Genomic DNA, 23,112 nt, shown 5'->3' with positions numbered 1-23,112 from the left:
CGCATACCGTGGAGACCGTGACCACCGAGCCAGGCCAGCACCGCGGCGACACGGACGTGACCCGTCCGGTGCCGCGGCCTGCGCGTGGGCGCGTCTCCGGTGGCGGGCAGGGGATCGCCGGCCCGCGGATGCTGGGCGACTACGAGCTGCACGAGCGCCTGGGCGAGGGCGGCATGGGCGTGGTGTGGCGGGCCACCGACCGCCGCGGCCGCGAGGTCGCCATCAAGGTCCTGCGCGAGCACATCGCCCACGACGAGCACGCCCGCGAGCGGCTGCGCCGCGAGGTCCACACGCTTGCCAGGGTCCACCACCCGCGCGTGGCGGCCGTCATCGACGCGGACGTGGACGGACCTGCGCCTTACATCGTCACCGAGTTCGTCGACGGCCCGCCGCTGGACGAGGTCGTCGAGAGCCGCGGCCCGCTGCGGGGGGAGGCGCTGCTGCGGCTGGGGCGCGGTCTGGGGGAGGCCCTGCGCGCGATCCACGGCGCGGGCATCGTGCACCGCGACCTCAAGCCGGGCAACGTGCTGCTGGTCGAGCGCGACGGCCACCTCGACCCGGTGGTCATCGACTTCGGCATCGCCCAGGTCGCCGACGACGTCCGACTCACCATGACCGGGATGGTCATGGGCACCCCGGGCTATCTGTCGCCCGAGGTCGTCGAGGGTGGCGACGTGGGGGAGGCCACCGACTGGTGGGGCTGGGCGGCCACGCTCGCCTTCGCCGCGAGCGGGCAGCCGCCCTTCGGCCGCGGCCCGCTCACGGTCGTCCTCGACCGGGTGCTGCGCGGGCGTCTCCAGCTCGAGGGCGTCGACCCCCGCCTCGCCCCGCTCCTGGCCGCAGCGCTGGACCCCGACCCCGAGCGGCGCCCGACCCAGGCCCAGGTGCTCGACGGGCTGGAGCGCTATGCCCGCCACGAGGACGTCACCCAGGCGTTGCCGTCCTGGGCAACGCAGGTCGCGCCGCAGCGTCGGCCCGACCCGACCCGGGTGGCGCCGGCACGTGTGGCCGACCCTTGGCCCGACCCGCCACCGCGGCGCCCCAAGCCCGTCCCGGAGGTGAGGGAGCAGGCTGCCGGACCTGCCGCATACCCCGAGCCCTTCGGCCTGCACGAGGTGACGCCGGAGCCGGGGGAGCAGGGCGGGCCCGACCCCCGCATCGGGCGCAGCGCGCGCAGCGGCACGCTGGCCGCGCTCCTGGTGCTCTTCGTCGGGCTCGCGACCGTCGCCCCGGTCCTGGCGTGGGGGCTCTTCGCGGTATGGGGCGTGCTCACCCGGACCGTGGACCGGAGCCTGACCGGCCTGGTCCTGCGCCGTCACGAGGCGGGGCGGCGTCGCAGCGACGTCCCGATGCTCGTCCTGGCCTCCCCGTGGAACCTGCTGGCCAGCCTGGTCACGACCGCGTTCGCGCTGATCCTGCCGGTGGCGATCGCCGGGCTGGTGGCGCTCGGGGTCGCCTGGTCGGTGTCCATCTCCGAGCTGATGATCGGGGTGACCCCGGACTCGCCGATCGCGATGGGTGCCGCGGCGCTGGTCGGCGGTCTCGTCGGCTGGTGGGGCCTGGGGGCGACCGCCCTGCGGCGCGGCTCGCGGACGACGCTGCGGGGCATGGTCCCCGCCGGGCTGCCGACGACGGTGGTCGCCACGCTGTGCGTCGTCGGCGGGGCGGCGCTCGCGGCCTGGGCGGTCCTCGACGGCGGGACGGTGTCCTGGTGGCCGTTGGGCCCCAACTTCGACCCGCGGCAGTGGCTGCCCTACGGCTTCCCGCTCTGAGACCTGCCTGCGTCCTGAGACCTGCGGCGACTCCGGCCGGACGCCTGGTGTGATCCTCGCCACATCTCCTACCGGGTGTCCGAGAGGGTGGCCTACCGTGAAGAGTTGTCCCATCCATCTCTGGTCCCATCAGTCACATCGCGGGCCGAGAGGTTGTCCCGAACGACCCCGCCGGAAGGATCAGCGACCCATGGCGAACTCCCGTGTGACCAGCACCCAGGACCGCGCGACCGGCGGGCTCCGCAAGGCCGGCAGCGCCGTGCTCGCCGGGGCGGCCGGGCTGGCCGGCGTGACCCTGCCCGCGCAGACCGCGGCGGCCGAGGACAACGTCTGGGACCGCGTCGCCCACTGCGAGTCGACGGGCAACTGGTCGATCAACACCGGCAACGGCTTCTACGGCGGCCTGCAGTTCTGGCACCCGACCTGGGTCTCCTTCGGCGGCACCCAGTTCGCCCCCTACGCCCACCAGGCGACCAAGATCCAGCAGATCACCATCGCCCAGAAGGTGCTCAAGGTCCAGGGGCCGGGAGCCTGGCCCGTCTGCTCCGTGCGCGCCGGCCTGACGATGGAGAACGGCCTGGCTCCCTATCCCGGGCAGGACGTCGACCCGCCGTCGCGGGACGTCAGCCCCGGCACCTGGTACGTCACCGCCACCCCCGGCGCCAACATCCGCTCCGGACCTGGGACGAACTACTCGATCATCGGCTCGGCCGCGACCGGCACCAAGGTCAGCGGCACAGAGAAGGGCGGCTGGGTCTCCATGGAGGGCGGTCGGTGGATCAGCCTGACGACGCTGTCCACGTCGGCCCCCGCCCCGGCTCCTGCGCCGGAGCCCGCGCCCGCGCCGCCGTCGAGCGGTGCCAGCTATGTGGTCACCGCCACCGCCGGCGCCAACATCCGCTCCGGTCCGGGCACGTCCTACTCGATCGCCGGGGGCGCCCGCTACGGGACCACCGTCAAGGGGGTCCTGTCCAACGGCTGGGTCAAGCTCGCCGACGGCCGTGGCTACATCAGCGGCACCATCCTGCGGGCCTCGACCGGTGGGGGTGGGGTCTCCGACATGGCGCCGCTGGTCCTGGACGGCAGCCGTGGCCCGCTGACGGTCAAGGCGATCCAGCGGTGGGCGGGCATCCAGGAGACCGGCTACTGGAACACCACCACGATCATGGCGCTGCAGCGCACGGTCGGCACCCCTGCCGACGGCGACTGGGGCCCCGCGTCGCAGGCCGCACTGCAGGACCGCATCGGGATGACCCGCGACGGGTCGACCTACATGAACTACCGCACCGTCCTCGCGCTGCAGGGCTGGCTCAACGCCAACGTCATCGGCTGAGCCGCGCCGGGCCGGGCTCTCCCGGTCGCTTAGACTCGTCAGGCCGTCCGGGGCGTGCCCGGACGTCCGCTGGCGTGGCGCAATTGGTAGCGCACCTGTCTTGTAAACAGGTGGTTGAGGGTTCGAGTCCCTTCGCCAGCTCTCCTCGAACGATGAGGTCCCGACGCGCGTACGTACCGGCGTGCACAACGGCCGAAATCCGCCCAAGAGCCGAGGATGGGGTCCATTGCGCACGCCGGTACGTACGCCGGCGGGCGGGTGGCTGGTAGCCCAGGTGCTCCCTGAGGAGAACGTGGTACATGTTCTGCGGATGTGGACGCACTACGAGGAGGACGGAGGTCCACGTGGCAGGTCTGCGCAGCCGTGTGATCGCAGCCATCCCACCGCTGGCCTGGCGGGACCGGCGCCTGGCCCAGCGCGCCGAGCAGGTCGCCGAGCTCCGGGAGCGGGTGGCGGCCTTGGAGGCCGAGCTGGCGTCCTACCGGGGGGAGCGGGACGGTCACGACCTGCCCCCGTCCTTCCGCCGCGAGCTGATGGCGGCACGCGGCTCGGCCAAGGCCCTGTGGCACACGCCCGGCGCCAGGCAGCACCCGCTGCTCCAGGTTCCCTACAAGCTGCGCAACTATCGACTCGCCGCCAGCCACGGCGTCCCCGTGCCACGGGTCCTGGGCGTGTGGGCCAAGACCTCAGACATCGACCTGGACGGGCTGCCGGAGCGCTTCGTCCTCAAGTCCGACCGGGGCGCGGGCAGCCACGGGGTGCTGCCCCTGACCCGGGTGGGCCACGACCGCTACCGCGTCGCGGGGAAGGCGGGCGAGCTCGACGCCGCTGCGCTCCGCGCCCATCTCGACGCCACCGACCAGGCACGGGGACCGTTCTTCGCCGAGGAGCTGCTCGAGCAGGTCGGTCAGGCACCGGGCACCCTGCCCGACGACGTCAAGGCCTACGCCTTCTACGGCCGCATCGGCCACGTCCTGCTGCGGAGGGCCGGCCAGCACGGCAACCTGGCGACCGTCGCCAGCCGCTATGTCGACGAGCAGGGGCAGGACCTCGGCCACGACGTGATCCCGGCCGGCACGGACCCCGGCATCCCCCTGCCGGTCTCCTTCACCGAGATGATGGACGTCGCGCGGCACCTGTCCCGGGCGGTCGCGCTGCCGTTCATCAGGGTCGACCTCTACGACACCCCGGACGGCCCCGTGCTGGGCGAGCTGACCCGCACGCCAGGGGGCAAGCAGCTCTACCGGGCCGACCACGACCGCGCCCTGGGGGAGTTCTGGGCCGATGCCCGCCGCCGCCTGGACGTCGACATCCAGGCCGGGCGCCCGCCCTTCACCCTGCACGGCATGCACGACGCACCCTCGCTCTACCCGCCCGGCCATCCTTCCCACGGCGAAGGGTCGGGCCACTGGGCCGTCCACCGCGAGCCCTGCGGCCGGTGGTGCCAGGACCAGCGCTGACGGAAGCCGTTGCGTCTCAGCAGGACAGCGGGGCCCCGCCCGCCTAGCGTGGCAGGCCCCGACCCAGAGGAGCTGTCATGACCACGTCCGAGCACCCGCAGCAGCACGACACCACGCCCAGCGACCCGGTGAACGTCTCCAGCGACCCTGCCGAGGTCCAGAAGGTCCACGACGTGATGAAGAAGATGGACATCGCGATGCTGACCACGGTGGACTCCAGCTCCGCGCAGGGCCGACTCACCAGCCGCCCGTTGTCGACCCAGGTCCACGAGGAGGACGGCGACGTCCTCTTCCTCGTCCGCTCCTCCAGCGCCGTGGCCCGCGACGTCCGCGCCAACCCCCAGGTCAACGTCGCCTACTCCTCGATGAAGGCCTGGGTCTCGCTGGCCGGCACCGCCACCCTGGTCGAGGACCGCGCCCTGGTCGAGCAGCTCTGGTCCAAGGGTGCCGACGCCTTCATGGACGGCGGCCCGGAGAACCCCGACAACGTCATCCTCAAGGTCTCCGGCGACACGGCGGAGTACTGGGGCGGCGAGTCGATGATCGGCATGGTCGTGCAGACCGTGAGGTCGATCACCGGCAAGGACGACGCGAAGGACGACGGTCCCACCGTCGTCGAGCTCCCATGAGGCCTGCCCGCTGGCTCGGTGGCTGGGCCGCGGGCGCCGCGGTCTTCGGGGCGCTCGACGCGCTCTGGCTCGGGGTCGTGGCCAAGGACTTCAACCAGCGGGCCCTCGGGCCGCTCATGGCCGACCCCCTCAACGTGCCGGCGGCCGCCGCGTTCTACGGCATCTACACCCTGGGCATCGCCCACTTCGCGACCGCCCCGGGCCTGCGGGAGGGGAGCGTCGGCAAGGCCGCGGCCCAGGGCGCCGCGCTCGGCCTGGTCGCCTACTCCACCTACGATCTGACCAGCCTGGCCGTCATCGAGGACTTCCCGGCCGAGATGGTGGTGCCCGACATCGCGTGGGGCACCTTCGTGACCGCGGCCTCGGCCGCCGCCGCGACCGCCGTCGTGAAGGCGGCCACGCGTGACTGACGGCACCCTGCTGCGCGACCGGGTCGTCGTCACCCTCGCTGCCGTGCTGTGGATCGGCGGCACCCTGCTCGGCTTCGGCGTCCTCGGCGGCACCGAGGGCGTCCAGAGCCAGGGCAGCGGTCTCTTCTCCGACAGCGCCACCCTCATCGCCCCGCACGGACCGGCCTTCTCCATCTGGTCGGTCATCTACCTCGGTCTGGCGGGGTATGTGGTGTGGCAGTGGATCTCCACGTCCCCCTGGGCGCAGGTCACCCGGGCGCCGGCCGCGGCGGCGATCGCCCTCAACGGTCTGTGGCTCATCGTGGTCTGGGCCGGCTGGGTGCTGGTCTCGGTGCTGGTGATGATCGGCATCGTGGTCTCGCTGGGAATCGTGCTGCGCCGCACCGCCGGGCTGCACCGCGACGGCTGGGCCACCGACATCTTCGTGGCGCTCACCTTCGGTCTCTACCTGGGGTGGATCTGCGTGGCGACGTGCGCCAACATCGCCTCCTGGCTGGTGGGGCTGGGTGTGCCGGAGGACGGCCGGACCGCACGGTGGATCACCGTCGCCGTGCTGGCCGCGGTCGTCGCCATCGCCGGCTTCCTGCTGACCCGGACCGACCAGCGGATGCTCCAGCTCGGGCTGGTCGCGGCCGTGGTCTGGGGGACCTCCTGGGTCGCGGTCGGTCGCCTGACCGGCGACCTGCGCTCCGACCTGGTCGGCTACGCGGCCGTCGCGACCGCGGTGGCCGTCGCCGCCCTGGGTGCATGGGCGCTGCTCCGCACCCGACCCGATGGACGGCCACGTCCCCTGTAGCGTCGCAGCATGCGTCTCGAGGACACCGTTCTGCAGACCCGGGACATCGGCCGCAGCGCGCTCTTCTGGGAGGGTGCGCTGGGGCTGACCCGGGGCATCCTCACCGACCACACCTATGAGGGGCGGCTGGCCCTCGATCCCGCGCAGCCCGACCTCTGGCTCGACGTATGCCTGGAGCAGGTCGACCGGGCGCCGGACCCCCACCCGAGGCTGCACCCCGACCTGCTTGGCGGTCCGCGCCAGCAGGAGGTGGTCGAGCGGCTGATCGAGCTGGGCGCGCGCCCCCTGGACATCGGCCAGAAGGACGTGCCGTGGGTGGTGCTCGCCGACCCCGACGGGAGCCCGCTGTGCGTGATGGAGGAGCGCACGGCATACCAGGACACCGGCGCGATCGCCGCGCTCCCGCTGGACAGCGCCGACCCCGAGCGCGACGGCGAGCTCTATGCCGCTCTCACCGGCTGGGTGCCCGTCGCGGGCAGCGCGCCGGTCACCCTGCGCCACCCCTCGCTGCACGGCCCGTTGCTCGAGCTGTGGGCGGAGCGAGGACGAAAGCAGACCCAGAACCGGATGCACCTGGACGTGCGCCCGGAGTCTAGCGACCCGGGCCAGGAGGAGGCGGTCGAGCTCGCTCTGTCGCTCGGAGCCACCCGCGTGGACGACGACTGGGCGCAGGGGCACGCCTGGGTGGTGCTGCGCGACGCCTCGGGCAACGAGTTCTGCGTGCTGGGACAGGAGTCGCCGTGAGCACGCCAGTCGATCTCATGCTTCGAGACATCGGGGAGGCGCCGCTGCTCTTCGTGCTCGTGCTGCTGCCTCTGATCCTTGGCGCGTGGGCTGTCCGGAGAGGCTCGAGGTTGGGCGTGGTGCCCATCGGCACAACGGTCGTCGCGATCGGGTTGTGGTACTCGTACTACGCCTCCGACGCTTCCCCTGCCAGGGGTGGCGCTGAGGGCGCCGTCACCATGCTCGTGATCGCGGGCTGCGGTCTGTTGGTCGCCGTGATCGCGCTGCATCGGACCCGTTCACGCGAACGCTGAGGTCTCCTGATGCTGGCGGGGGGAATCGGGGTCGAGACTCATCCTCGCCCGTCCCGCGCCCGATCGGGTGCGGGCGGTGGCTGACGATACTACGCTTCGTCGTGTAGTGAGCGCTGACGATCCCACCGGCCGGCGCCCCGCGGTGAGGGAGGTTGGCGATGCCCGAGACGACGGCGATGTCCGAGGCGGCCAGGCCGGACACGGCGACGGTCCTGGCCGGGCTGGACGCGATCACCGGGTGGCAGGAGGAGCTCTACCGGCACCTGCACGCCCATCCCGAGCTCTCCTTCCAGGAGGAGCAGACCTGTGCCCTGATCTCCGAGCGCCTCGAGGAGCTGGGGTATGCGGTGCACCAGGTCGGGGGCGGTGTCGTCGGGGTGCTGGCCAACGGCGAGGGGCCGACCGTCCTCTTCCGCGCCGACCTCGACGCCCTGCCGGTGACCGAGACGACCGGTCTCGACTACGCCTCGACGGTCACCGTCACCGACGACGAGGGCAAGAGCGTGGCTGTCATGCACGCCTGCGGCCACGACGCCCACATCACCTGCGCGCTCGGGGCGGCCCAGCTGCTCAGCGAGGGCAGGGACTCGTGGAGCGGCACCTTCGTCGCCCTCTTCCAGCCCGCCGAGGAGGTCGGCAAGGGCGCGCAGAGCATGGTGGACGCCGGACTCGTCGACACGATCCCGCGCCCGGACGTCTGCCTGGGCCAGCACGTGCTCGCCCAGCCGCAGGCGGGCCACGTCGCCACCAGCCCCGGGCCGGTGCTGTCGGCCGGGACCTCGGTGCGGGTCACGGTCCACGGCAGGGGCTCGCACGGCTCGATGCCGCACCTGGGGGTCGACCCCGTCGTGGTGGCCGCCTCGATCGTGCTCCGGCTGCAGACCGTCGTCTCCCGCGAGCTCGCGCCCGGAGAGTTCGGCGTCGTCACCGTCGGCAGCGTGCAGGCCGGCGCCAAGGCCAACATCATCCCGGGAGAGGCCCTGCTGCTGATCAACACGCGGGCCTACTCCGAGGAGGTCAAGGAGAGGATCTCCGCGGCGGTGGAGCGGATCGTGCGCGCCGAGTGCGCCGCTGCAGGCTGCCCCGCCGAGCCGGACATCGAGGTCTTCGAGTCCTTCCCGCTCACCGACAACGACCCCGACGTCACCGCCCGCGTCACCGAGGCCTTCATCGAGCACCTCGGCGCCGAGCGGGTCCACGAGCTCGGCCGGGTCCCGGCCTCGGAGGACTTCAGCGTGATCCCCGACGCCTTCGGGGTGCCCTACGCCTACTGGGGCTTCGGCGGCTTCCCCGAGGGGCAGGGCGTGCCCAACCACAATCCCGCCTTCGGGCCGGTGATCCAGCCGACCCTGCGCACCGGCACCGAGGCCGCCGTCGTCGCCGTGACGGCCTTCCTCGCCGGGCCGGCAGGGGGCGCGAGGTGAGCACCACGACGGTGACGCCCGCCCCCCAGCCCGAGCGCACCGCATACCAGGGAAATGACAAGCTGCTGCTGGGACTGGTGCTGGCGGTCCTGACCTTCTGGCTGTTCGCCGGCACGGTCGGGACGGTGGCCCCCGAGATCCTGCGCGGCATCAACACCGAGGCCGAGCGGATCAGCGCCCAGCAGATGAACCTCGCGGTCTCGATCACCGCGCTCTTCTCCGGCCTGTTCACCGTCGTCATGGGTGGGCTGGCCGACCGCACCGGGCGCGTCCGGATGGCGATGATCGGGCTGCTCGCGATGATCCTGGGCAACGTCCTGGTCGTCCTGGCCGCCGGCGTCGTGGCGCTGCCGCTGCTGCTCGTCGGGCGGGCGGTCCAGGGCTTCGCCGCAGCCTGCATCATGCCCTCGACGCTGGCCCTGGTGAAGACCTACTGGGACGGCGCCGGTCGGCAGCGCGCGGTCTCGATGTGGTCGATCGGCTCCTTCGGCGGCGCCGGCTCGGCCGCCGTCTTCGGCGGGCAGATGGCCAGCAACCTGGGTTGGCGCTGGATCTTCCTGGTCTCGATCGTGGTCTGCGTCGTGGCGATCATGCTCATCCGGGGCACCCCGGAGAGCCGCGTCGAGGGGGCGGCGCACCGCGGCTTCGACGGCATCGGGCTGGTCATCTTCATGATCACCGTTCTGGCGATGATGATCGTGCTGATCTTCGGCAAGCAGCTGGGCTGGACCAACCCGATCACCCTGGCCCTGGCGGTCGTGGCCGTCGTGGGCATCACCGCCTTCGTGCTGTGGGAGCGGCGGCAGGCGGTGCCCTTCATCGACTTCGCGCTCTTCCGCAACACCACCTTCACCGGTGCCGTGGTGTCCAACTTCATCCTCAACGGCACGATGGGCCTGCTCATCGTCAGCCAGCAAATGCTGCAGCGGGCCCGGGAGCCCGGCGCGCAGGACGCCGTCTCTGCCGGCGAGGCGGGGCTGCTGAGCATCGGCTACGCGATCATGATCGTCGCCTTCATCCGGGTCGGGGAGAAGCTGCTCCAGCGCTTCGGCCCGCGCCGCCCGATGATGTGGGGCTCGATGCTGGTCGGCCTGACCTGCCTGCTGCTCATGCCCACGTGGGTGATGCTCGACACCTACAAGGTGCTGGCCGTCGTGGCCTATGCCGTCTTCGGCCTGGGTCTGGCGTTCTACGCCACCCCCGCCACCGACGCCGCGCTGTCCAACCTGCCCGCCGACCAGGCCGGGGCCGGGGCCGGCATCTTCAAGATGGCCTCCAGCCTGGGCAGCGCCATCGGCGTGGCGATCTCGCTGGCGATCTTCACCGGTCTGATGGGCAGCAACTCCCTCATCCTGGGCAGCACCGTCACCTTCACCGGCGTCCAGGACAATGTCGCGCTGCGCCAGGCCGGGATGGTCGTGATGATCTGGAACCTGGTCATCGTGCTGGTCGCCATCCTGGCCATCGCCCTGACCGTGCCGCGCGGCGGCGGCAACCGGGGCGCCCAGCCGATGGCCGCCTCGGCCGCACCGCCGGCCCAGCTGCCGCCCGACGAGGAGAAGCGGGCGATCCTGGAGCGGCTCTCCGGGCTGTCGGTCACCGAGCTGAGGGAGGCCGAGAAGCATGCGCTGCTCGGTGAGCTGGTCCGCCTCGACCCCGACGAGCTGCGCCGGATCGTGGAGGCCCGGCGGAGGTGACCAGGGAGACGGTCTGGGACAGTGGTCGGGTGAGCCGTCCCCTGCCCGGGTCGCCGCCGACGACCACCGAATGGCTGATGCAGCCCAGCTGGGTCCCGCTGCTGCGGGCTGGCATCGGCGCAGTCCTCGTCCTCACCTCGCTGGTCGCCCTGGCCATCGCCTGGCCCTGGGGCGGCATCGACCTGGGGATGCTGCTCTGGCTCGGTCTGGGCGTCTTCCTGATCTGGGCCAGCCGGTCCGAGCGCAGCGGGACCCGGCTGATCGGCGAGGAGATCGTGGTCACCGCCGGCCGCCGGGTCACCAGGCTGACCCGGGCCGACATCCTCGACCTGCGCCACGACTCGCCCGACGGCACCCCGTGGCGGGTGCAGGCGGTGTGCGGCGACGGCAGCCTCATCACGCTGCTGGGGGTGCCGCCGGCGGAGTTGGAGCGGGTCCGGGCCTGGCACCGCAGCCCCACTCCGCGCTCGTAGCCCGGCCCGGAGCGCCAGCCCGACCTCGTCGAGGACCTGGTCAGGTCAGCGCGGAGGCATCCGCAGCGCGCCGTCGAGGCGGATGACCTCGCCGTTGAGCAGCGGGTTCTCGACGATGTGGGCGACCAGCGCCGCATACTCGGCCGGCTTGCCCAGCCGCGCCGGGTGCGGCACGAGCGCCTCGAGGGACTCCTTGACGCCGGCGGGCATGCCGGCCATCATCGGCGTCTCGAAGACGCCCGGCGCGATGCACATGACGCGGATGCCCTTGTCGGCCAGGTCGCGCGCGCAGGTCAGGGTCAGCCCGGCCACGCCCGCCTTGGACGAGGCATAGGCCGCCTGCCCGATCTGGCCGTCGAAGGCCGCCACGGAGGCGGTGGTGACGATGACGCCCCGATCGCCCATGCCGCGCTCGTCCTCGACCGGCTCGTTGCCGGCCATCTGCTCGGCGGCCAGGCGCAGCACGTTGAAGGTGCCGATCAGGTTGATCTCGACGACCGTGCGGTAGGTCTCCAGCGGGAGGACGCCCTTGCGCGACAGGACGCGGCCGGGGGTGGCCACGCCCGCGCAGGCCACGACGATCCGCAGCTCGCCCAGCCCGGCGGCCTTGGCCACGGCGGCGGCGACCTGCTCCTCGTCGCGCACGTCGGCCCCGGCGAAGTGCGCGTGCTCGCCCAGGGCGGCGGCCACCTCCTCGCCACGCCCGCCGGGCAGGTCGACGAGCACGACCTGGGCCCCCTCCTCGAGCAGTCGACGGGCGGTGGTCTCGCCCAGGCCGCTGGCCCCACCGGTGACGAGGGCGACGGTGCTGTCGGTGATCTGCATGGATTCCTCCGGGTATGCGGTGTGCTGGGTCGGGTGGTCCGGCTCGGGGTGGTCTGGGTCGGGTCTGGCTCGGGTCAGGCGAGCGAGGCCAGGAGCTGGCGGGAGATGACGAGGCGCTGGATCTGGTTGGTGCCCTCGAAGATCTGGGTGACCTTGGCCTCGCGCATGAAGCGCTCGACCGGGAAGTCGGTGGTGTAGCCGTAGCCGCCGAGGACCTGGACGGCGTCGGTGGTGACCTTCATCGCGGCGTCGGTGGCGACCAGCTTGGCGATCGAGGCCTCGCGGGTGTGCGGCAGGCCGGCGTCCTTGAGCCGAGCGGCGTGCAGATAGGTCGCGCGGGCCGAGCCCACCGCAGCGGCCATGTCGGCGAGCAGGAAGGCCAGGCCCTGGTTGCTGGCGATCGGCCGGCCGAACTGCTCGCGCTCGTTGGCGTAGGCGGCGGCGACCTCGAGGGCGCGCTCGGCCAGACCCGTTGCCGCAGCGGCGATCCCGACCCTGCCGGAGTCGAGCACGGACAGGGCGATCCCCATACCTTGTCCCTCGGCGCCGATGAGGTGGTCGGCGGGGAGGCGGACCTCGTCGAAGAGCACCTCACCGACCGTGTCGGAGTGCAGGCCCATCTTCTTCTCCGGCGGGGCGAAGGTCAGGCCCTCGACGCCGGCGGGCACGTAGAAGCAGGACAGGCCGCGGCCACCGTCGTCGGAGGTGCGGGCGAAGGTGGTGTAGAAGTCGGCGTGCCCGGCGTGGGAGATCCAGGCCTTGCCGCCGGTGAGCACCCACTCGTCGCCCTCCTTAACGGCGCGGGTGCGGATCGCGGCGACGTCGGAGCCGGCCTGGGGCTCGGAGAGGCAGTAGGCGCCCAGCTGCTCGCCGCCCAGCATCCCGGGCAGCCACTTCTCCTGCTGCTCGCGGGTGCCGAAGTTGACCAGCGGCGCGCAGGTCAGGGAGTGCACCGAGACGCCGACCGCGACCGACATCCAGCCGCGGGCGATCTCCTCGACGGCCTGCAGGTAGACCTCGTAGGGCTGGCCCCCGCCGCCGAACTCCTCCGGATAGGCCAGGGACATCAGGCCGGTGCGGCCCAGCATGGTGAAGACCTCGCGGGGGAGGCGGTGCTCGGCCTCGGCCTGGTCGACCTGCGGGATGAGCTGCTCGTCGGCGATCTCGCGCACGAGGGCGAGGAGGTCCTGGGCTTCTTCGGTCGGGAGCACGCGTTGCACCATGTCCTGACGATATCGCCGGGCAGGTGGTGGCACGAGGGCGGTCCGGCGAGGCAGGACGGGGCACTCGGTCAGGACGGGTAGACCTCGATCTCGGTGGCCTTCACGCCCGCCCAGAGGCGGCTGCCGGCGGTGATCCGCAGCTCGGCGACGGCGGGCAGCGTCACCTCCGCGACGAGGTCGGTGCCGGGTATGAGGTGCAGGCGCACCCGGGCGCGCTGCCCCGTGACCGTCACGGCCGCGACCGTGAGCTCCCACAGGTTGCGGGCCGACGCGGCGGGGCGGTCGGTGTAGAGCGTGACCGCCGCCGGGTTGATCGTGGCCAGCAGCTCGTCGCCCGGGGAGGTGCCCTCCGGCAGGTCGGCCACGACCAGGTGGGTGCCGCCGCCCAGGTCGAGCAGGCCCCTGGCCGTCCCGGGGGCGGAGGTGTCACCAGGATCGGCGGCGAGCGTCCCGTGGAGCAGGTTAAGCCCGACGACGCCGGCGACGTAGGGGGAGCGGGGGCGGGAGACGACCTCGGCCGGGCTGCCGGCCTGGATCTCACGTCCGCCGTCGAGGAAGACCAGGTGGTCGGCCAGGGTGAGGGCGTCGAGGGCGTCGTGGGTGACCAGGATCGTCACGCCGGGATAGTCGCGCAGCCGCTGGGCCAGCTCGGCGCGGGTGGTCGATCGGGTCTGGGGGTCCAGCGCGGACAGCGGCTCGTCGAGGAGGAGGACCTCGGGGTCGGTGGCCAGCGCGCGGGCCAGGGCGGCCCTTTGGGCCTGGCCCTGGGAGACCTGCGCGGGCCTGCGGCCGGCCAGGTCGCCCAGACCGACCCGACCCAGCTCCTCGGTGGCGCGGGAGCGGGCGGCGGGTGGCCGCATACCCCTGGACCGGGGGCCGTAGGCCACGTTGTCGAGCAGGGAGAGGTGCGGGAAGAGAAGGGGGTCGGCGAGGACCATGCCGACGCTGCGCCGCTCGGGCGGCAGGTGGGTGCGGGCGGCGGTGTCGGCCCAGGTGGTGCCGCCGACGCGGACGTGGCCGGCGGTGAGGGTGTGCAGGCCGGCGAGGCCCTTGAGCGCGGTCGTCTTCCCCGAGCCGTTGGGGCCCAGGAGCGCGGTGACGCCCTGCTCCGCCGTGAGGTCGAGGTCGAGGTCGAAGCCGCCCAGGTCGACGACGAGCCGGGACTCGAGACGTGTCATCGCAGCCACCTCGTCCGGAGGGCGCCCAGGACGACGACGCTGACGACGAGCATGACCAGGGAGAGCGCGATCGCGGCCTGGGGGTCTCGTTCGAGCGCGGCGTAGACCCCCAGCGGCGCGGTCTGGGTGCGGCCGGGGAAGTTGCCGGCGAAGGTGATGGTGGCGCCGAACTCGCCGAGGGCGCGGGCCCAGGCGAGGGCCGAGCCGGCGGCGATGCCGGGCAGCACCATCGGGATGGCGACGGTGCGGAAGGTTCGGACAGGGGAGGCGCCGAGGGTGGCGGCGATCTGGTCGTAGCGGCGGTCGAGGCTGCGCATCGAGCCCTCGACGGAGATGACGTAGAAGGGCATGGCCACGAAGATCTCCGCCATGACGACGGCGACGGTGGTGAAGGGGATCGTGATCCCGAGGCTGGACTCGAGCCAGGCGCCGAGGACGCCGCGACGGCCGTAGGTCATGAGGAGGGCGACGCCGCCGACGACCGGGGGCAGGACCAGCGGGACGGTGATCAGGGCGCGCGCCCAGGCGGTGAGGGGGTGCTCGGAGCGGGCCAGCAGCCAGGCCAGCGGGGTGCCGAGGGTCCACACGACGAGCATCGTGGCCAGCGTCGTGATCGCCGAGAGCCGCAGCGACTGGCCCACGACCGGGGCCGAGAGATGTTCGGCGAAGTTGGCCCAGTCGGCCCGGACGAAGAGCGCCAGCAGCGGCAGGATGATGAAGGCGATCCCGAGGCCGGCCGGCACGGCGAGGGGCAGGCGGCCCCAGCCGGACCGGGGTGGCGCCCCGTGCGTCGTGGTCACGGCACCACGAACCCGGCGTCGATGAGGTGCTGCCGGCCCCGCTCCGAGAACACCTCGTTGACGAAGTCCTGCGCCAGCTGGCGCTCGGAGACGGTGAGGATGGGGTAGGTGTTGACGACGTTGACGTCGTGCGGGATCTCGATCCCGGTCACCCGGTCGCCCGCCGCGGCCACGTCGGTGCGGTAGACGATCCCGACGTCGGCCTCGCCGAGCTCGACCTTGGTCAGGGTCGCGCGGACGTCCTGCTCGTAGGAGGCGACCTGCGGGGAGATCCCCAGGGTGTCGAAGAGGGCGTCAGTCGCGCCGCCGCACGGGACCTGCCCGGCGCAGACGACGAGGCGCAGGCCGTCTCGCGTGAGGTCGTCCACGCCGTCGACGTCCGCGGGGTTGTCGGTGGGGACGGCGAGCATGAGGCTGTTGGTGGCGAAGACGACCGGCTCGGTCGTGCGGTGCTCGGCGGTGAGCGGCTCAAGGGCGCTGATCCCCGCCAGGGCGACGACATCGGCGGGGGCGCCCTCGTTGACCTGCTGGACGATCGTTGAGCTGGCCGCGAAGCTGAACTCCACCTCGACGCCGTCGTGGTCGTCCTCGAAGTCGGTGGCGATGTCCTTGAAGACGTCGGTCAGGGAGGCGGCGGCCAGGACGGTGATCGTCTGGTCGCTCGCGCCGCCACACGCACTGAGGGGGAGGAGGAGCGGCAGGGCAAGGAGCGTGAGCGCGCGGCGTCTCACGACGGGACCCCGATCGAGACGTTGGTGGCCTTGACCGAGGCGATCGCCACCGAGCCCACCTCCAGGCCCAGCTCCTTCACCGCCTCGGTGGAGATGAGGGAGACGAGGCGGAAGGGGCCGGCCTGCAGTTCGACCTGCGACATGACGGTGTCGCTGACGATGCGGGTCACGATCCCGCGAAGCTGGTTGCGCTGGGAGCTGCCGCCGACGCTGCCGATCTCGACCTGGTGGGCGTCCTCGGCCGCCATCGCCGCGACTTGCGACGCCTCGACGACGGTCCGCCCCGACCCGTCCTTGGTGCCGGTCAGGCGCCCGGCGTCGATCGCCCGCCGCACCGTGTCGGTCGACACCCCGAGCAGGCCCGCCGCCTCAGAAACACGCAGTTGCGTCATGTCTAGGAGAATATCACCGCATCTGCGACTCACCCCCAGCTTCGAGCCGATTGCTTTTCCTTGAGCCGGATGTATCAGGGGGTCAGGACAAGAAACCGGCTCATAGCGCTCGGGCGGGCGCGCGGGATCAGGTGTCGGTGCCCTTGAGCTCTTGCACCGGCGCCAGCTCGGGCCGCTTGGCCGTGATCGAGTCGCCCGAGGAGCGGCCCTGGAGGCGCCGCTGCACCCAGGGCCCGGCATACTCCACCGCCCAGTGCGCGTGCCCGCGCATCACCTCCATGCGACCCGGGCGGACCTGGGGCGGCAGCGGGGCCCGCCAGTCAGCCTCCTCCGCCTCGTGGCCGAGCGCGACATAGGCGGTCAGCGCGATCCGACGGTGCCCCTCGGGCGTCATGTGGATCCGGTCCTCGGCCCACATCCGCCAGTCCTTGAGGAAGTCGCAGGCCCACTGGTTGAGCACGTAGCACCCGTGCCGCTGCGCGATGGACCAGATGTGGGAGATGTAGACCGCCACCCGGCCGCGCGTCCGGCCGATGATCGGCGCCCCGACGGGGTCGGTCGGGGTGGCCATGAGCACGTCGGCACCCGTGGCCCGGATCCGTGCGACCGCGGCATCGAGCTCGGCCGCCAGCGCGTCCACGTCGGCCTTCGGGCGCAGGATGTCGTTGCCCCCGCCGACGATGCTGACGAGGTCGGGGCCGAGGGCCAGCGCGGCGTCGGTCTGCGCGCCGGCGACGTCGGCCAGCTTGCGGCCCCGGACGGCGAGGTTGGCATAGGCGAAGTCCTCGGCGTGGGCCGACAGCAGCGCGGCGAGCCGGTCCGCCCAGCCGACGTAGGCGTCCGGGACCGAGGGGTCCGGGTCGCTCATGCCCTCGGTGAAGGAGTCGCCGATCGCCACATACCTGCCCCAGGCCCGCGGCTGCGGGCGGACGCTGCCCGCCTCGCCGTGCACGGTCGGGCCGGCGTCGCCGTGGATGAGCAGGAGCGGGTGGGTCGGCTCGGGTGCGGGGGTCATGGCAGGCTCCAGTCGATCGGGTCCGCGCCCTGGCGGACGAGGAGGTCGTTGGCGCGGCTGAACGGCCGGCTGCCGAAGAAGCCGCTGCGGGCGGACAGGGGAGAGGGGTGCGAGCTCTCGACACGGGGCACGTCCCCGAGCCGGCTCGTCAGGTTGCGTGCGTCCCGCCCCCACAGGATCGCCACGAGCGGTCCGCCCCGGCGCACGAGGGTGTCGATCGCCAGCTCGGTGATCTTCTCCCACCCACGTCCGCGGTGGCTCGCCGGCGCGCCCGGCCGCACGGTCAGCACGCGGTTGAGCAGCATCACGCCGCGGTCGGCCCACGGCGTCAGGTCGCCGGTGGTCGGTCGCGGGACGCCGAGGTCCTCGACCAGCTCGGTGTAGATGTTCTGCAGGCTGCGCGGGATCGGCCGGACCTCCGGCGCCACGGAGAAGCTCAGGCCGACCGCGTGCCCCGGCGTCGGGTAGGGATCCTGCCCGACGATGAGCACCCGCACCTCGTCCAGCGGCTGGCCGAAGACCCGCAGCACGTGCTCGCCGGCCGGCAGGTAGCCCCGCCCCGCCGCCATCTCCTCGCGCAGGAAAGCCCCGAGCTGGGCCACCGTCCCCTCCGCGGGTGCGAGGGCCTGCGCCCAGGTCGGGTGCACCAGGCTGATCAGCGGGGCGGGAGACGGCACGATCACAGGGTATGCGGCAGCTCGGCTCCGCGCGCCACTCACCGCCACCTCGCAGAGAAGCCAGTCGACCCCGAGACGGATCGCACCGAGGGGCACCCCACTTCATGCGGCTTCTTGACCTAGGTGTCGGTTATAACCGGCGTGAAGTGGGCTACCCCGCATGAAGTGGGCGACGGGTGGGCCGCGGGTCGGTGGGGCGGCAGAGTGGGTCGCGGGGTCGGTGGGACGGCGGGGTGGGGGTGGTGTGGCGTGTGTTTCCCAGGTGATTGCTGGGGTGAAGGGCGCGCCCGGGGCGCCCCGACCCGCCGGAGAAATGACACGCTTGTAAGTCCCGTGCCGTAGACTTCCGGGCAGTCGCAGCAATCGTCAGGATCGAGAGGAACCTTCTTCATGGGTGCAGCCACGCGGGTGCAGGATGCCGCCGCGCCGTCGACCCTGACCGACCGCGATCGTCAGATCCTGGACTTCGAGCACCAGTGGTGGAAGTACCCCGGCTCCAAGGAGCAGGCCGTCAAGGACCTGTTCGACCTGAGCCCGACGCGCTACTACCAGCTGCTCAACCAGCTCATCGACAACGACGACGCCCTCGCGCACGACCCCATGCTCATCAAGCGGCTGCGTCGTCAGCGGGCCCGCCGTCAGCGCACGCGCTCGGCCCGCCGTCTCGGCATCGAGCTCTGAGCCCCACCTGATTCATCCCCCTCTGGCGGCCCACCTGCCCGGCGGGTAGCGTCGTGCCCTGTCACGGGCCAGGGTGGCCCGCTCATCTACCCCGGGAGAGACAGTGAAGTCCGACGTCGAGATCGCCCAGGCAGCCACGCTCAAGCCGATCGGCCAGATCGCGGCCGACCTCGGGCTGGACGAGAGCGAGTACGCCCCCTACGGCCACGACAAGGCCAAGATCTCCCTGTCGGTCCTGGACCGGCTCGCCGACCGCCCCGACGGCAAGCTCATCCTGTGCACGGCCATCAACCCGACGGCCGCCGGTGAGGGCAAGACGACCACCAATGTCGGTCTGTCCATGGCGCTGAACCGCATCGGCAAGAAGACGATGACCACCCTGCGCGAGCCCTCGCTCGGCCCATGCTTCGGGATGAAGGGCGGCGCCGCCGGAGGTGGCTACGCCCAGGTCGTGCCGATGGACGACATCAACCTGCACTTCACCGGTGACTTCCACGCCATCACCTCGGCCCACAACCTGCTGGCCGCCCTGCTCGACAACTCGATCCACCAGGGCAACCCGCTGGGCATCGACCCCAAGCGGATCACCTGGCCCCGCGTCCTGGACATGAACGACCGCGCCCTGCGCCACATCGTCATGGGCCTGGGCAAGAAGGGCGACGGCGTCGTCCGCGAGGGCAGCTTCGAGATCACGGTGGCCAGCGAGATCATGGCCGCGCTCTGCCTGGCGACCGGCATCGAGGACCTCAAGGAGCGCTTCGGCCGGATCATCGTGGGCTACACCTACGACAAGGAGCCGGTCACGGCGGCCCAGCTGGAGGCCCCCGGCGCGATGGCGCTGCTGATGAAGGACGCGGTCAACCCCAACCTGGTCCAGACGCTGGAGAACACCCCGGCGATCATCCACGGTGGCCCCTTCGCCAACATCGCCCACGGCAACAACTCGGTCGTGGCCACCCAGACCGCCCTGAAGCTGGCCGACTACGTCGTGACCGAGGCCGGCTTCGGTGCCGACCTGGGCGCCGAGAAGTTCTTCGACATCGTCTGCCCGGCCGGCGACCTCAAGCCGTCGGCCGTCGTGGTGGTCGCCACCGTCCGCGCCCTCAAGCTCAACGGCGGCAAGGACAAGAAGGAGCTGGGCACCGAGGACCTCGACGCGCTCGGCGCCGGCCTGGTCAACCTCGAGCAGCACCTGGAGAACATCGCCAAGTTCGGCGTCCCCGCGGTCGTGGCGATCAACCGCTTCCCGACCGACACCGACGCCGAGCTCGGGCTGATCCGTGAGCGCTGCGCCCAGCTGGGTGCCGACGTCGAGCTGTCCGAGGTCTTCGCCAAGGGCGGCGAGGGCGGCGAGTCGCTGGCCCGCAAGGTCGTCGAGCTCTGCGAGCAGGAGAGCAGCTACGCCCCGATCTACGCGCCCGAGGACGACCTCGCGACCAAGATCGAGAAGATCGCCACCGAGATCTACCGCGCCGACGGGGTCGACTTCACCGGCCCCGCCCGGACCCAGCTGGCCCAGATCGAGGCCGAGGGCCACGGCAGGCTGCCGGTCTGCATGGCCAAGACGCAGTACTCCTTCTCCGACGACCCGACCCTGCTCGGCGCACCCCGCGGCTTCCGGATCACCGTGCGCGACCTGGTGGTCAACGCCGGCGCCGGCTTCGTGGTGGCGCTGACCGGCGACATCATGCGGATGCCCGGCCTGCCCAAGGTCCCGGCCGCCGTGGGGATGGACATCGCCGCGGACGGCACGATCACCGGGCTGTCCTGATCCGCGGGCCACGCACGCAGGCGCCCGCCCCCGATGCGGGGCGGGCGCCGCATACCCCGGCCTCTAGACTGGACCCATGGCGGAGGTGACCTGGCGCAGCGTCGCGCCACAGGTGTATGTGCGCCGCCACGAGGAGCTCAACCTCAACTGCGGCCTGGTGCTGGGGTCCGAGCGCGCGCTCCTGGTGGACACGCGCAGCTACCACCAGCACGGTATGGAGCTGCTCGAGTCGGTGCGCGAGCTCACCGACCTCGAGATCGTCGTGGTCAACACCCACGCGCACTACGACCACTGCTTCGGCAACTCCGCCTTCCGCGACTCCCAGATCTACGCGCACGCCGGGATGCTGGACGACCTCATCGCCACCGCGGAGGACCAGCGCTCGCAGATCGTGCACCACCTGCGCGCCACCGACCGCGAGGAGATGGCGCAGGGCTTCGAGGCCACCGAGATCGTGCCGCCCTTCTACCTGGTCGACCAGGACACCGAGATCGACCTGGGGGGTCGGCGGGTCACCCTGCTCTACGCCGGGCGGGGCCACACCGACCACGACCTGGCGGTCGCGGTCCCGGACGCGGGCGTGGTCTTCGCCGGTGACCTGGTCGAGGAGGGTGCCGACCCGCACATGGAGGACTGCTACCCGCAGGAGTGGGCCGCGACCCTGCTGGCGCTGCTGGCCAAGCCGTCCGCCGAGGGCGCCGACATCTGGGTGCCCGGCCACGGCGACGTCGTCGACGCGGCCTACGTCCGTCAGCAGGCGGCGCTGCTCTCGACGCTGGCCGCCCGGCTGGCCGAGGCGCTGGCCGGGGGAGCGGCGGCGGTCGACACCCTGGCGCACGCCGGCCGTGGGCTGGGCCTGCAGGACGAGACCCTCCGCGACGCGGCCGTGAGGGCGCTCGAGCTGCGTCGCTGACCCGCGCGCGTCATTTGCACTCGGAGGGGTCGAGTGCTAATCATGGACCTAGCACTCTCGCCCTGAGAGTGATAAGACCGACCGGTTCGTCGAGGGTCGGGGCGTGAGGCGACGTGAGCCTCATAACCCGGCTCGTCCGTCGCGGGCGACGCCCCGGTCATCCGCCCATCAGCGTGTGGAGGAACCAGCCGTTATGGCCAAGACCATTGCTTTCGACGAGGAGGCTCGCCGCGGTCTCGAGAAGGGTATGAACACCCTTGCCGACGCCGTCAAGGTGACCCTCGGCCCCAAGGGCCGCAACGTCGTGCTCGAGAAGAAGTGGGGCGCCCCCACCATCACCAACGATGGTGTGAGCATCGCCAAGGAGATCGAGCTCGAGGACCCCTACGAGAAGATCGGCGCCGAGCTGGTCAAGGAGGTCGCCAAGAAGACCGACGACGTCGCCGGTGACGGCACGACGACGGCGACCGTCCTGGCCCAGGCCATGGTCCGCGAGGGCCTGCGCAACGTGGCCGCCGGCGCCAACCCGATGGCCCTCAAGCGCGGCATCGAGACCGCCGTCAAGGCCGTCAACGACGAGCTGCTGAGCATGGCCAAGGAGGTCGAGACCAAGGAGCAGATCGCGCAGTCCGCGTCCATCTCCGCGGCCGACACCGAGATCGGCGAGATGATCGCCGAGGCCATGGACAAGGTCGGCAACGAGGGTGTCATCACCGTCGAGGAGTCCAACACCTTCGGCCTGGAGCTCGAGCTCACCGAGGGCATGCGCTTCGACAAGGGCTACATCAGCCCCTACTTCGTCACCGACACCGAGCGCATGGAGGCCGTCCTGGAGGACGCTTACGTGCTCGTCGTCAACTCCAAGATCTCCGCGGTCAAGGACCTGCTGCCCGTCCTGGAGAAGGTCATGCAGTCCGGCAAGCCGCTGATGATCATCGCCGAGGACGTCGAGGGTGAGGCCCTGGCGACCCTGGTGGTCAACAAGATCCGCGGCAACTTCAAGTCCGTCGCGGTCAAGGCCCCCGGCTTCGGTGACCGCCGCAAGGCCATGCTGGCCGACATCGCCATCCTCACCGGTGGTCAGGTCATCTCCGAGGAGGTCGGCCTCAAGCTGGACACCGCCGACCTCGACCTGCTGGGCACCGCCCGCAAGGTCGTCGTCACCAAGGACGAGACCACCATCGTCGAGGGCGGCGGCGACGCCGACCAGATCTCCGGCCGCGTGGCCCAGATCCGTGCCGAGATCGACAACAGCGACTCCGACTACGACCGCGAGAAGCTGCAGGAGCGCCTGGCCAAGCTGGCCGGTGGCGTGGCCGTCATCAAGGCGGGCGCGGCGACCGAGGTCGAGCTCAAGGAGCGCAAGCACCGCATCGAGGACGCCGTCCGCAACGCCAAGGCCGCCGTCGAGGAGGGCATCGTCGCCGGTGGTGGCGTCGCGCTCATCCAGGCCTCCACCGCCTTCGACAAGCTCACCCTCGAGGGTGACGAGGCGACCGGCGCCAACATCGTCAAGGTCGCCGTCGAGGCCCCGCTCAAGCAGATCGCGGTCAACGCCGGTCTCGAGGGCGGCGTCGTGGCGGAGAAGGTCCGCAACCTGGAGGCCGGTCACGGTCTCAACGCGGCCACGGGCGAGTACGGCGACATGCTCGGCTTCGGCGTCGCGGACCCGGTGAAGGTGACCCGTTCTGCCCTGCAGAACGCCGCCTCCATCGCGGCCCTCTTCCTGACCACCGAGGCCGTCATCGCCGACAAGCCGGAGAAGGCTCCGGCCATGCCGGCCGGCGACGGTGGCATGGGTGGCATGGACTTCTGATCCACCCGGGTCAGAGCTAGCACGCCCGCGTTCCTCGCGGGCGGCCAACGCCGAACGGG

23 protein-coding genes and 1 tRNA gene are annotated in these 23,112 nt (G+C 71.9%); 16 read left to right on the top strand and 8 right to left on the bottom strand.

Features of this window, described 5'->3' with window-relative positions:
* Positions 1-17 precede the first annotated feature (17 nt).
* The 12 genes from ACTMMA_RS03080 to ACTMMA_RS03025 all read left to right on the top strand — a co-directional run bounded on the left by ACTMMA_RS03080 (position 18) and on the right by ACTMMA_RS03025 (position 11,031).
* Positions 18-1,772 (top strand): protein kinase domain-containing protein, encoded by a 1,755-nt coding sequence (locus ACTMMA_RS03080; RefSeq protein WP_441188630.1) that lies wholly within the window; start codon positions 18-20, stop codon positions 1,770-1,772.
* Positions 1,773-1,962: 190 nt separating this feature from the next.
* Complete coding sequence (locus ACTMMA_RS03075; protein WP_441188629.1) at positions 1,963-3,105, top strand: transglycosylase family protein; 1,143 nt, start codon at positions 1,963-1,965, stop codon at positions 3,103-3,105.
* A gap of 68 nt (positions 3,106-3,173) precedes the next feature.
* Positions 3,174-3,246 (top strand) — tRNA-Thr (locus ACTMMA_RS03070).
* A gap of 203 nt (positions 3,247-3,449) precedes the next feature.
* Entirely contained in the window at positions 3,450-4,565 is a 1,116-nt protein-coding gene (locus ACTMMA_RS03065) for an ATP-grasp fold amidoligase family protein (RefSeq protein WP_441188628.1), read from the top strand.
* Between the two features lie 77 nt (positions 4,566-4,642).
* Positions 4,643-5,194 carry a pyridoxamine 5'-phosphate oxidase family protein gene (locus tag ACTMMA_RS03060; RefSeq protein ID WP_441188627.1) on the top strand — a complete coding sequence of 184 codons (552 nt, stop codon included), beginning with the start codon at positions 4,643-4,645 and terminating at the stop codon, positions 5,192-5,194.
* Positions 5,191-5,604: a DUF2177 family protein gene (locus ACTMMA_RS03055; protein WP_441188626.1), complete on the top strand. Its 414-nt coding sequence runs from the start codon at positions 5,191-5,193 to the stop codon at positions 5,602-5,604. The genes ACTMMA_RS03060 and ACTMMA_RS03055 overlap by 4 nt, the downstream gene beginning before the upstream one ends.
* Positions 5,597-6,400, top strand: a complete 804-nt coding sequence (locus tag ACTMMA_RS03050; RefSeq protein WP_441188625.1) for a TspO/MBR family protein — start codon at positions 5,597-5,599, stop codon at positions 6,398-6,400. Before ACTMMA_RS03055 ends, ACTMMA_RS03050 begins: the two co-directional genes overlap by 8 nt.
* A 9-nt stretch (positions 6,401-6,409) precedes the next feature.
* Entirely contained in the window at positions 6,410-7,144 is a 735-nt protein-coding gene (locus tag ACTMMA_RS03045) for a VOC family protein (RefSeq protein WP_441188624.1), read from the top strand.
* Complete coding sequence (locus ACTMMA_RS03040) at positions 7,141-7,437, top strand: hypothetical protein (RefSeq protein ID WP_441188623.1); 297 nt, start codon at positions 7,141-7,143, stop codon at positions 7,435-7,437. The genes ACTMMA_RS03045 and ACTMMA_RS03040 overlap by 4 nt, the downstream gene beginning before the upstream one ends.
* A 158-nt stretch (positions 7,438-7,595) precedes the next feature.
* Positions 7,596-8,861: an amidohydrolase gene (locus ACTMMA_RS03035; protein WP_441188622.1), complete on the top strand. Its 1,266-nt coding sequence runs from the start codon at positions 7,596-7,598 to the stop codon at positions 8,859-8,861.
* On the top strand, positions 8,858-10,558 hold the full coding sequence (locus tag ACTMMA_RS03030; protein ID WP_441188621.1) for an MFS transporter: 1,701 nt from the start codon (positions 8,858-8,860) through the stop codon (positions 10,556-10,558). The genes ACTMMA_RS03035 and ACTMMA_RS03030 overlap by 4 nt, the downstream gene beginning before the upstream one ends.
* 29 nt (positions 10,559-10,587) lie before the next feature.
* Positions 10,588-11,031 (top strand): hypothetical protein, encoded by a 444-nt coding sequence (locus tag ACTMMA_RS03025; RefSeq protein ID WP_441188620.1) that lies wholly within the window; start codon positions 10,588-10,590, stop codon positions 11,029-11,031.
* A gap of 45 nt (positions 11,032-11,076) precedes the next feature.
* Here the strand turns inward: ACTMMA_RS03025 and ACTMMA_RS03020 are convergent, their stop codons facing one another.
* From ACTMMA_RS03020 to ACTMMA_RS02985, 8 genes are all read right to left on the bottom strand, one after another.
* Complete coding sequence (locus ACTMMA_RS03020) at positions 11,077-11,856, bottom strand: SDR family NAD(P)-dependent oxidoreductase (RefSeq protein WP_441188619.1); 780 nt, start codon at positions 11,854-11,856, stop codon at positions 11,077-11,079.
* 74 nt (positions 11,857-11,930) lie between these two features.
* Complete coding sequence (locus ACTMMA_RS03015; RefSeq protein ID WP_441188618.1) at positions 11,931-13,079, bottom strand: acyl-CoA dehydrogenase family protein; 1,149 nt, start codon at positions 13,077-13,079, stop codon at positions 11,931-11,933.
* 68 nt (positions 13,080-13,147) lie between these two features.
* Positions 13,148-14,257 (bottom strand): ABC transporter ATP-binding protein, encoded by a 1,110-nt coding sequence (locus ACTMMA_RS03010; protein ID WP_441188617.1) that lies wholly within the window; start codon positions 14,255-14,257, stop codon positions 13,148-13,150.
* On the bottom strand, positions 14,254-15,057 hold the full coding sequence (locus ACTMMA_RS03005; protein WP_441188616.1) for an ABC transporter permease: 804 nt from the start codon (positions 15,055-15,057) through the stop codon (positions 14,254-14,256). The genes ACTMMA_RS03010 and ACTMMA_RS03005 overlap by 4 nt, the downstream gene beginning before the upstream one ends.
* Complete coding sequence (gene modA / locus ACTMMA_RS03000) at positions 15,054-15,788, bottom strand: molybdate ABC transporter substrate-binding protein (RefSeq protein ID WP_441188615.1); 735 nt, start codon at positions 15,786-15,788, stop codon at positions 15,054-15,056. The genes ACTMMA_RS03005 and modA overlap by 4 nt, the downstream gene beginning before the upstream one ends.
* Entirely contained in the window at positions 15,785-16,180 is a 396-nt protein-coding gene (locus ACTMMA_RS02995) for a TOBE domain-containing protein (RefSeq protein ID WP_441188614.1), read from the bottom strand. Before ACTMMA_RS02995 ends, modA begins: the two co-directional genes overlap by 4 nt.
* Before the next feature lie 127 nt (positions 16,181-16,307).
* Positions 16,308-17,195, bottom strand: coding sequence for an SGNH/GDSL hydrolase family protein (locus ACTMMA_RS02990; protein WP_441188613.1), 888 nt, complete (start codon positions 17,193-17,195; stop codon positions 16,308-16,310).
* Positions 17,192-17,872, bottom strand: a complete 681-nt coding sequence (locus tag ACTMMA_RS02985) for a uracil-DNA glycosylase (protein WP_441188612.1) — start codon at positions 17,870-17,872, stop codon at positions 17,192-17,194. Before ACTMMA_RS02985 ends, ACTMMA_RS02990 begins: the two co-directional genes overlap by 4 nt.
* 390 nt (positions 17,873-18,262) lie before the next feature.
* Here ACTMMA_RS02985 and ACTMMA_RS02980 point away from each other — a divergent pair, with 390 nt between their 5' ends.
* The 4 genes from ACTMMA_RS02980 to groL all read left to right on the top strand — a co-directional run bounded on the left by ACTMMA_RS02980 (position 18,263) and on the right by groL (position 23,053).
* Positions 18,263-18,553: a DUF3263 domain-containing protein gene (locus ACTMMA_RS02980; protein ID WP_441188611.1), complete on the top strand. Its 291-nt coding sequence runs from the start codon at positions 18,263-18,265 to the stop codon at positions 18,551-18,553.
* Positions 18,554-18,656: 103 nt separating this feature from the next.
* Complete coding sequence (locus ACTMMA_RS02975; protein WP_441188610.1) at positions 18,657-20,324, top strand: formate--tetrahydrofolate ligase; 1,668 nt, start codon at positions 18,657-18,659, stop codon at positions 20,322-20,324.
* 76 nt (positions 20,325-20,400) lie between these two features.
* Complete coding sequence (locus tag ACTMMA_RS02970; protein WP_441188609.1) at positions 20,401-21,237, top strand: MBL fold metallo-hydrolase; 837 nt, start codon at positions 20,401-20,403, stop codon at positions 21,235-21,237.
* A 193-nt stretch (positions 21,238-21,430) separates the two neighbouring features.
* Positions 21,431-23,053, top strand: coding sequence for a chaperonin GroEL (gene groL, locus ACTMMA_RS02965; protein ID WP_441188608.1), 1,623 nt, complete (start codon positions 21,431-21,433; stop codon positions 23,051-23,053).
* Positions 23,054-23,112 lie beyond the last annotated feature (59 nt).

This window comes from Ornithinimicrobium panacihumi, assembly GCF_052073805.1.
Taxonomy (GTDB): domain Bacteria; phylum Actinomycetota; class Actinomycetes; order Actinomycetales; family Dermatophilaceae; genus Ornithinicoccus; species Ornithinicoccus panacihumi.
This window is presented reverse-complemented; position numbering and strand designations above follow the sequence as displayed.